Source organism: Zhongshania aquatica (assembly GCF_027257955.1).
In the GTDB taxonomy this organism is placed as follows: domain Bacteria; phylum Pseudomonadota; class Gammaproteobacteria; order Pseudomonadales; family Spongiibacteraceae; genus Spongiibacter; species Spongiibacter aquatica.
This window is the reverse complement of record NZ_JANZNQ010000025.1, coordinates 26,311-35,684: the sequence shown is the minus strand read 5'-3', so window position 1 is coordinate 35,684 and position 9,374 is coordinate 26,311. Positions and strand designations below refer to the sequence as shown.

General features: G+C 49.3%; 8 protein-coding genes. 5 read left to right on the top strand and 3 right to left on the bottom strand.

The features are described from left to right. Nucleotides 1-723 precede the first annotated feature (723 nt). The 3 genes from O9X78_RS17635 to O9X78_RS17625 are packed head-to-tail and all read left to right on the top strand — an operon-like array spanning nt 724 to nt 3,307. A complete protein-coding gene (locus tag O9X78_RS17635; protein WP_269621025.1) occupies nt 724-1,581 on the top strand; it encodes a sugar nucleotide-binding protein in 858 nt (285 codons plus the stop codon). After that, the gene (gene moaB, locus O9X78_RS17630; protein WP_269621024.1) at nt 1,578-2,105 is read left to right on the top strand and encodes a molybdenum cofactor biosynthesis protein B; all 528 of its coding nucleotides are present in this window, start codon (nt 1,578-1,580) and stop codon (nt 2,103-2,105) included. The genes O9X78_RS17635 and moaB overlap by 4 nt, the downstream gene beginning before the upstream one ends. A 2-nt stretch (nt 2,106-2,107) precedes the next feature. Further along, a complete protein-coding gene (locus O9X78_RS17625; protein ID WP_269621023.1) occupies nt 2,108-3,307 on the top strand; it encodes a molybdopterin molybdotransferase MoeA in 1,200 nt (399 codons plus the stop codon). A gap of 48 nt (nt 3,308-3,355) precedes the next feature. On the opposite strand, the gene fabB is transcribed toward O9X78_RS17625, so the two are convergent. Further along, nucleotides 3,356-4,579 carry a beta-ketoacyl-ACP synthase I gene (gene fabB, locus O9X78_RS17620; RefSeq protein ID WP_269621022.1) on the bottom strand — a complete coding sequence of 408 codons (1,224 nt, stop codon included), beginning with the start codon at nt 4,577-4,579 and terminating at the stop codon, nt 3,356-3,358. A gap of 56 nt (nt 4,580-4,635) precedes the next feature. Further along, nucleotides 4,636-5,160 carry a 3-hydroxyacyl-[acyl-carrier-protein] dehydratase FabA gene (gene fabA / locus O9X78_RS17615; protein WP_269621021.1) on the bottom strand — a complete coding sequence of 175 codons (525 nt, stop codon included), beginning with the start codon at nt 5,158-5,160 and terminating at the stop codon, nt 4,636-4,638. 219 nt (nt 5,161-5,379) lie between these two features. Between fabA and galU the strand changes: the two genes are divergently transcribed. Further along, entirely contained in the window at nt 5,380-6,216 is an 837-nt protein-coding gene (galU, locus tag O9X78_RS17610; protein ID WP_269621020.1) for a UTP--glucose-1-phosphate uridylyltransferase GalU, read from the top strand. After that, nucleotides 6,213-7,562 carry a phosphohexomutase domain-containing protein gene (locus O9X78_RS17605; protein ID WP_269621019.1) on the top strand — a complete coding sequence of 450 codons (1,350 nt, stop codon included), beginning with the start codon at nt 6,213-6,215 and terminating at the stop codon, nt 7,560-7,562. The genes galU and O9X78_RS17605 overlap by 4 nt, the downstream gene beginning before the upstream one ends. 56 nt (nt 7,563-7,618) lie before the next feature. On the opposite strand, the gene pgi is transcribed toward O9X78_RS17605, so the two are convergent. Continuing rightward, nucleotides 7,619-9,274 carry a glucose-6-phosphate isomerase gene (pgi, locus tag O9X78_RS17600; protein ID WP_269621018.1) on the bottom strand — a complete coding sequence of 552 codons (1,656 nt, stop codon included), beginning with the start codon at nt 9,272-9,274 and terminating at the stop codon, nt 7,619-7,621. Between the last annotated feature and the right edge of the window lie 100 nt (nt 9,275-9,374).

The window sequence follows — 9,374 nt, the reverse complement described above, 5'->3', positions numbered from 1 at the left end:
CGCGGTCAAGCCCTTGCCATTCGCTAGTAGTTAACATCTAATAACGATCATAAATCGCTAAGGATGGTGACCTTCCTACAGAGGACTTTCACCTCATTAGTTCATGCCCATGCTGGGCGTACACAAGCGCATGTTGCCGGACTGGTTTTTCGCAGCGCTCCAAACCAGCCGCAAATGCGGGCGTTGATGTTGTATAAAAACCTACAGACATCCATCTAGGTCGGTGTTTTGAGCGTCCGCTTTTTACCAATACCGGCCGAAGGTGGTTTTTATGCATCGCCGGTCTCAAAGTACTTGCCAGGGTGAATTGGCGAGCGTCTTTTGGCTCGACAAGAGGGCGCGGCGAGCGCCCCTTCCTTGTAACGTTTGGAGTGCTCGTTTTGCGCAATTGATTACAATACGTTACGAATAACGTTACAATAAATCTGTTCATGTCTAATGTGGAGCTTATTTAGTACTATTTTTTAAGGCTTTTCACTCACTCACTCAGTTAGATGAAAAGGTTTTAGTTGGTTACTTCCGTTCTAGGGAATACCGACGTGTACATGTGTAGTGAAACGCCCTATAAATTGTAGGGCGTTTTTTTATTTGTGTTAATGTCATACAGATGGGCGTGCCTTGCAGCCAGTTGGTGCATTGAGTAATGTGATTGCGCGATATGGTTTGGTGTATGACGTTTGTAATTTTTGGCGCGATGCGTCTTATTAACCAGTGAATTTTTCTGTGAATGTAGTTCTAGTTTCTCGGCCTAGCCCCTTAAATGATGCGATTGGCAGTCAGCTAACCCAGCGGGAGCGGCCTCTGGTCGTGATGTCGATGGACGATGTCCAGACGATGGATGTAAAAATTCTGCGCGACGCCATTGTGATCGATGGTGATGCCTTGGCTTATCTGCAATGCCACAACGGATTTGCGGATGATGTTCACGCGCAGATGTTAGTGCGTCGAAGAAGTTTACTTCAAACCTGCCTTGCGCACGATGTACCCTATTTATTCTTAAGTGACGGCAGAGTCTTCGATGGTTGCTTGGCGCATACGGGCGATTGTGCAGAGCACGACGATATTGAGCCTGCGAGCCTTGAGGGAAAGCAGCTGGCAGAATATGAGCGTCTGGTGATGGCCGATGCGGGGCAGGGAGTTGTGTTGCGCACAGGTCCACTTATTGCTTCGCGAGAGGGCAATTTCCTAGGTGATTGTTTAGCGACGATGCGAGAGGGCAAGGTGTTGGCCTTGAATGACGCATTGATGTCGTGCCCGACGCCAGTATCCGATTTTGCGCGGGTTATTTCAGGTATTGTTGATCAATTGAGTTGTGGTGCGCCTTGCCGGGGTGCTTATCATTATTGTAGCAGTGGCTCTGCAAGCGCCTATGAATTTGCTGAGGTTGTTTGTGCTTTCGCCTCGCAGTTTGTTACGCCGGTAGCGGATATTGCGGCTGATGAAGCGGGTGTTACTTGGCAGCCGAGTGTACCGGCATTATCGTGCAATCAAATTTTACAGGATTTTGGTATCAAGCAATTGCCTTGGCGAGCCTATCTGCCTCGTATGGTAAGGGCGGTGTGTGAGGGGGGAAGTAAATGAGTAGTGATACTTTATTTGTGGCGCTGGGCATCGCGGTGATGACGGTCTCTGATACGCGAGACGAGAGTAACGATAGCTCAGGAAAATTTTTGATTGACGCACTGCTAGCCGCCGGTCATAAGCTCGCCGCAAAACAAATTGTGAAGGATGACGTTTATCAAATCCGCGCCGTCATGTCTGAGTGGATTTATCGTAGCGATGTGCAGGCGATATTGGTGACCGGTGGAACAGGATTCTCCGGGCGCGATTCAACACCAGAAGCTGTATCGGTGTTATTTGATAAGGAGATAGACGGATTCGGTGAAGTGTTCCGCGCCATCTCGTTAACGGAAATAGGCTCTTCGACTATCCAGTCTCGCGCTCTCGCAGGTTTGGCGAATAATACAGTGATCTTTTGTGTGCCGGGTTCCACTGGCGCGTGCAAAACCGCGTGGCACGGCGTTATTAGCGAGCAACTTGATAGCCGGCATAGACCCTGTAATTTTGTTGGGGTGTTAAAAACCCGTCAAGATACAGGAATCTAATAATGGCCCTGCGTTCGGTTGAGGACACGCTGCACTATCTTTTGGCGTGCGCCCAAAAACGGGGCACCGAAGTTCGAGGTTTGGCACAGTCCTTGGGCGCGGTATTGGCAGAAGATATTTTTGCTCAAAGCAATGTCCCCCCTGCAGATAACAGCGCAATGGATGGCTATGCATTGCGAGAGAGTGATCTGCGTGCGGGTGAGCCGATGTTGGTGAGCCAGCGTATTCCCGCTGGCGTGGTCGGTCAGTCTTTAGAGCCAGGAACGGCTGCGCGAATTTTTACCGGTGCGTTTATTCCTGACGGCGCTGACACTGTTATTGCTCAGGAAGACTGCGAGCAGGGCGACGGTGTCGTTATAGTTAATATTGCGCCAGAGCGGGGGCAGCACATTCGCCCATGTGGACAGGATATTGCTGCCGGGCAGTTATTGCTGACGGCTGGACATAGACTGACATCTGCGGATTTGGGCTTGCTAGCCTCTTTGGGGGTGTCGCAAGTCAGTGTTTCTGCTTCGATTAAAGTAGCGCTCATGTCTACCGGCGATGAGCTGCGTGAGCCCGGTGAGGTTTTAGCGCCGGGCCAGATTTATAATTCCAATAGACCAATGTTAGCTTCAATGATTCGCTCATTGGGTTGCGATGTGATCGATCTGGGGATTGTCGCGGATGACCCAGACGCGACCAGATTGGCTTTGGTCAATGCCCGCGACAGTGCTGATCTGGTAATTTCTAGCGGCGGTGTGTCAGTCGGAGAAGAAGATCATGTTAAGGCGCAGGTTGAAGCTTTGGGCGAGCTTCAGTTGTGGAAACTTGCCATAAAGCCAGGTAAACCCTTGGCATACGGTCGCTTGGGCGATGTGCCATTTTTTGGACTACCGGGTAATCCTGTGTCGGGGTTTGTCACTTTTTGTCTGTTAGTTCGGCCCTATATTTTGGCCATGCTGGGCGTGTCTGAAAAGTCACCTCCTAAATGGCCGGCCAGCGCCAATTTTGATTGGCCGAAAGCCGGAAGTCGTCAGGAGTATCTGCGGGCGCGAGTGACGCCGGGTGCGACAGGTTTACAGGTTGATATTCATCCGCAGCAGAGCTCTGGCGCTTTAACGTCAGTGTCTTGGTGCAATGCCTTGGCAGTGATTCCCGTTGGCGCGACCTTGCGGTCAGGTGATCTGCTTGAGGTAATATTTTTGCGGGATTTAAACTAGGAATTGATTGCGTTTGCGGTGAAATATTTCACCGCAAACGCGCAGTATTTAAGCGGTGTAGCGCTTAAATACTAAGCTAGCGTTGGTGCCGCCAAAGCCGAAGCTATTAGACATAATCGTATTCAGTGTGACGTTTTCTTGTTTCTTCATCACGATCGGCACACCTGCAGCTTCATCATCTAGCGTGTCGATATTTGCCGACGCAGCAATGAAATTATGCTTCATCATTAGTAATGAGAAGATCGCTTCCTGAACGCCTGTAGCCCCCAGAGAATGACCCGCCAAGGACTTTGTAGAACCTATAGCTGGAATCGTTTTCCCTTCATAGGCTTGTTTTACCGCTTTTAACTCCTGCATATCGCCCGCTGGGGTTGAAGTGCCGTGTGAGTTTATATAGTCAACATCAGTATCAACGTCTTGCAGTGCAAGAAGCATGCAGCGCGCTGCACCTTCGCCACTTGGTGCTACCATGTCGTAGCCGTCTGATGTGGCGCCGTAGCCAACAAGTTCGCCGTATATTTTCGCACCGCGGGCTTTTGCGTGCTCCAGCTCTTCAAGAACGATCATACCTGCGCCGCCGGCAATAACGAAGCCGTCGCGGTTCGCATCGTAGGGGCGTGATGCTTTTTCAGGGGTGTCATTGTATTTGGTTGATAAGGCGCCCATGGCGTCAAATAAGCAGCTTAATGACCAGTGCTCTTCCTCGCCACCGCCGGCAAATACGATGTCTTGCTTGCCGAGCTGAATGAGCTCGGCGGCATTGCCAATACAGTGCGCGCTGGTCGCGCAGGCAGATGAAATCGAGTAGTTCACACCTTTAATTTTGAAAGGCGTTGCTAGGCAGGCGGATACGGTGCTGCCCATGGTTTGGGTAACACGATAGGGCCCAATACGCTTTACGCCTTTTTCACGTAGCGTGTCTGCTGAGTCGATTAAATTAGCTGATGAAGCGCCGCCTGAGCCCGCAATAATACCCGTGCGGATGTTGCTGACTTGGTGCTCTTCAAGCCCAGAGTCTGCGATAGCTTCCTGCATAGACAAGTAGGCATAGGCCGCTGCGTCACCCATAAAGCGAAATTGTTTGCGGTCGATGAGTGCTTTGAGATCAAGATTCTTAATGGAGCCTGAAACCTGGCTGCGAAACCCCATTTCTTTATAGGTCTCATTAAATGCGATACCCGATTTGCCTTCCTGGAGTGAACTTAAAACTTCGGCTAGATTATTGCCGATACTGGAAACAATCCCCATGCCGGTTACGACAACACGTTTCATCGAATACCTCGTCTTATATATTGTGATGAATTTAGTAAATGGATGTGTAGCTCTGATTACTCGAAGCTAGCGTCGTCTTTGAACAAGCCGACACGTAGGTCTTTTGCGGTGTAGATCACTTTACCGTCTACGGCTACTTCGCCGTCGGCAATGCCGAGTACTAGCTTGCGTTCAATGAGGCGCTTGTAGTTGAGGGTGTAGGTGACAAGTTTTGCTTCTGGCAATACTTGACCGGTAAATTTGACTTCTCCGGCGCCCAAAGCACGGCCTTTGCCGCTGTTGCCGCGCCAGCCTAAATAGAAGCCGACTAACTGCCACATGGCGTCAAGGCCTAAGCAGCCAGGCATAACGGGATCGCCGATGAAGTGGCAGTTGAAGAACCATAAGTCGGGATTGATATCCAGCTCAGCAACGAGGACGCCCTTGCCGTACGTGCCGCCTTCGGTACTAATATGTGTGATACGATCTACCATTAACATATTGTCAACGGGGAGCTTGGGGTTGCCGGGGCCGAAAAGCTTGCCGTTCCCGCAGTCGATGAGTTCTTGTTTGGTAAAGCTATTTTGATGAATTAAAGACATGAGACAGAATTATCAGCTTGAAAATGTTGCGGACATCTTAGCACGAAGGATTTCGATGGCACATAAAAATGTCAACATTGGCGCGATCATTGCTGTAACACCCTTGTAACAATATGTGAGTAAAAGAACGCGTCTTGCTAAGTAATGTCGCTACATGGAAAATGGTGACCAGTTTGAATGGAGCCGGCACTGAGCCCGGAATGTACTAAAGGAAATATTATGATTAGAAAATGTCTTTTCCCTGTTGCGGGCTACGGTACCCGCTTTTTACCTGCTACCAAATCCATGCCGAAAGAAATGTTGCCCATAGTGAATAAACCTTTGGTGCAGTACGGTGTTGAAGAGGCGATTGACGCCGGTTTAAAAGAGATTGCCCTGGTCACCGGCCGCGGCAAGCGAGCAATAGCGGATCATTTTGATATTAGCTATGAGTTAGAGAATCAGATTGCAGGAACTAGTAAGGAGCGCTATTTAGACTGCATTCGCAACGTACTTAATAAGGGTACGTTCATGATGACGCGCCAGCGTCAAATGAAGGGTTTGGGGCATGCGATTTTAACCGGCGAATGCTTGATTGGTGATGAGGCGTTTGGCGTAATTTTGTCCGATGATTTGTGCCTTAACCATGACGACGAAGGCGTGATGGCTCAGATGGTTAAGCTCTATAATCAGTTTCGCTGCAGCATTGTCGCTATTCAAGAAGTACCGATGGAAGATATTGAGAAATACGGTGTTATTGCTGGCGAAGAAATGGGCGACGGCTTGTATCGCGTCAGTACTATGGTTGAAAAACCAAAACCAGAAGATGCGCCTACCAATATGGCGGTTATTGGACGCTATATTCTCACCCCAGATATTTTCGATATTTTGCGTGATACGCCGCCAGGTAAAAATGGTGAAGTGCAGCTTACCGACGCCTTGATGACTCAGGCCCAAAACGGTTGTGTGCTGGCCTATAAGTTCCGTGGTAAGCGCTTTGACTGCGGTAGCGTGCCTGGATTTATTGAGGCAACGAATTACGTTTATGAAAATATTTATGCCGAGGGTTCAGCGTGAGTTCTAGCGAAATAACGTGTTTTAAGGCCTATGATGTTCGTGGTCGTATACCTGACCAATTAAACGAAGATATCGCCTATCGAATAGGTCGTGCATTTGCGGAAGTAATTCAGCCGAAGAAAGTCGTGGTGGGGCATGATATTCGTCTGAGTAGCGAGGCAATTAAAGCGGCGCTTACCAACGGGCTGCTCGATGCTGGCGTCGATGTCTATGATATTGGTTTATGTGGCACTGAAGAGATTTACTTTGCAACCTCCCATGCCGGTATGGATGGCGGCATTGCGGTAACGGCGAGTCATAATCCTAAAGACTATAACGGCATGAAGTTTGTTCGCGAAGAGTCTAAGCCGATCAGCGGTGATACCGGTCTATTTGATATTAAAAAATTGGCCGAGCAGAATGAATTTGCTGCGCCAGCTGAGCGTGGCAGCTTGCAGGCCTTAGATACGTCGGCAGCCTATGTTGAGCATTTGCTAAGCTATGTTGATGTGTCTTCGCTTAAACCCTTAAAAATTGTGGTGAATGCGGGTAACGGCGGTGCGGGTCGGGTTGTCGACTTGCTTGAAAAACACCTACCGTTTGAGTTTATTCGTGTTCATCACGAGGCGGATGGTAATTTTCCTAATGGGGTGCCAAATCCTTTGCTGATTGAGAATCGTCAGCCAAGCATTGATGCAATTAAGGCTCATGGCGCCGATTTGGGTGTGGCTTGGGATGGTGATTTCGACCGTTGTTTCTTCTTTGATGAAACCGGCGATTTTATCGAAGGCTATTATGTTGTCGGGTTATTGGCTGAGGCCTTTTTGCTGAAAAACCCAGGCGCTAAAATTGTCCACGATCCGCGTTTGACTTGGAATACCATTGCGATTGTTGAGGCGGCGGGTGGTGAGGCCGTGCAGTGTAAAACCGGGCATGCCTTTATTAAGGAGCGTATGCGAATTGAGAACGCGGTATATGGCGGAGAAATGAGCGCGCATCACTATTTCCGCGATTTTGCATATTGCGACAGCGGTATGATTCCTTGGCTGCTGGTGACTCAATTGATGTCGGTTAAATCAGCGAGTTTGTCGTCGCTGGTTGAGGAGCGTGTTGCTTTATTCCCGTGTAGTGGCGAGATTAACCGCGAGGTTGAAGACGCAAAGGCTGTCATTGCTAAGATAGAGGCGACCTACAAACCGCAGGCTGCAAGCATCGATTTTACTGATGGTTTGAGTATGAGTTTTGACGGTTGGCGCTTTAATGTGCGGATGTCGAATACCGAGCCGGTAGTGCGATTGAACGTAGAAAGTGACGGCGATTTTGCGCTAATGGAAGCGAAAACGGCTGAACTTTTAGCGATGCTCTAAGTTTTATTGTTGAAATAAAAAAGCGCCGAAAGGCGCTTTTTTTTGGTACATACTATTTATTCTTTACTTTTTCTGGCATTTTTATAACGGTCTACCAGTTGCGCGGTAGAGCTATCCAGTGGGTTGGTGTTGTCGCCAGATAATGCGCCCATCAAGGTTTGACTTATTTGCTTGCCAAGCTCCACCCCCCATTGATCAAAGGGGTTAATTCCCCATACAAAGCTCGCGGTAAATAGGCGGTATTCATATAGCGCAATCAGGGCGCCAAGCGCGTTGGCGTTTAGCGCTTCCATTAAAATGGTGGTGCTTGGCCGATTACCCAACATTGCCTTGTGTTGAGCTAGCTGCTTGGCCTCATCGTGTGCCATGCCACCCTTGATTAGGGTCTGTTCGATGTCTGTAGCACTTTGGCCCTGCATTAAAACTAGGCTTTGACTGAAGCAGTTGGCGACAAGATTTTGATGTTGTTCGCCGATCGGGTTGTAAGATTGCAAGCTGGCAATAAAATCGCAGGGAATGGTGTCGCTGCCTTGATGGAGTAGCTGATGGAATGAATGTTGGCCGTTGGTGCCCTCGGTTCCCCAAATTACACCGCCTGTACCGTGCTGCAATACTTCGCCGTTGCAGCTGACCGACTTGCCTGCGCTCTCCATAAATAATTGTTGGAGATAGATGGGTAGAAGCTTTAGGTGATGCTCATATGGCAGTACAGCTTGTGAGCTAATGCCCCATGCATTTCGATACCAAACATCGAGTAGGCCGAGAATCATCGGAATATTTTGTTCTGGCGGAGCGTGCTCAACATGTTGATCTATTTGGTATGCACCTGTTAGGAGGGCTTTAAAGTTGTCCATGCCTGAGCTCAGTGCAATTGCTAGGCCGAATGCTGACCACACCGAGAAGCGACCACCCACCCACTCGGGTACGCATAGAATGAGATCTTTTCTAATGCCGAAGGCTTCAGCGGACTCTGGCTTTGAGGTAACGGCAACAAAATGCGGGTCAACATTGTCTTTGTTGAGCTTGTCGCGCAACCACCCGCGTGCTGCAGTGGCATTGCTGCGGGTTTCTTGGGTGCCGAAGGATTTTGAGGCGACTATGAATAAGGTGGTTTCTGCGGGTATTGTCGTCAAAATTTCAGTGATAACGCTAGGGTCAATATTGGCGGCAAAGTGGGTTTTTAATGACGAAGTGCCTTGATTTGCCAGCGCATCACACACTAGGCGCGGACCAAAGTCTGAGCCGCCGATGCCAATGTTAACGATATCAGTAAATGGTTTACCGGTAGCCCCTGTCATTTCGCCGTTGCGAACGGCGGCCACTAGTTTGGCCATATCGGCATACATGGAGTCGATGGCGTCATCGCCGCTTTGACCTTCAGCCGCCCAGCGACGCAGGCTTGGGTAATTTGTTGCGCGGTCTTCTGTATTGTTGAGGTGAGCGCCAGCTCTAAATGCTTCAAATTGCTCTGGTATACCTCGGTCGCGGGCAAGTTTGCAGAGTGTTGTTAGAATGTTTTTATCGATATGGTGTTTGGAATAATCGACAAATAATGGGCCAATGTCGCTGCTGTAACGCATGGCGCGGTCAGGGTCATCCTGAAAGCGTTGATTTAGCGGGGTGTTGATGCTGTGTTTGGCTAGAGCCGAAAGTGAGGATCTGGTGCTGCTGTCGTAGGTCGATTTAGCTCCGTGATTTGTTGTAATACCCACAGCGTGTCCTTATCAATGTCCGTTTATAGGTTGCCGGTCTATCCGTACCGGCGTACATAACCTAAATTGTATCGGCTTCGGGGGTGGAATGTAATCCGCT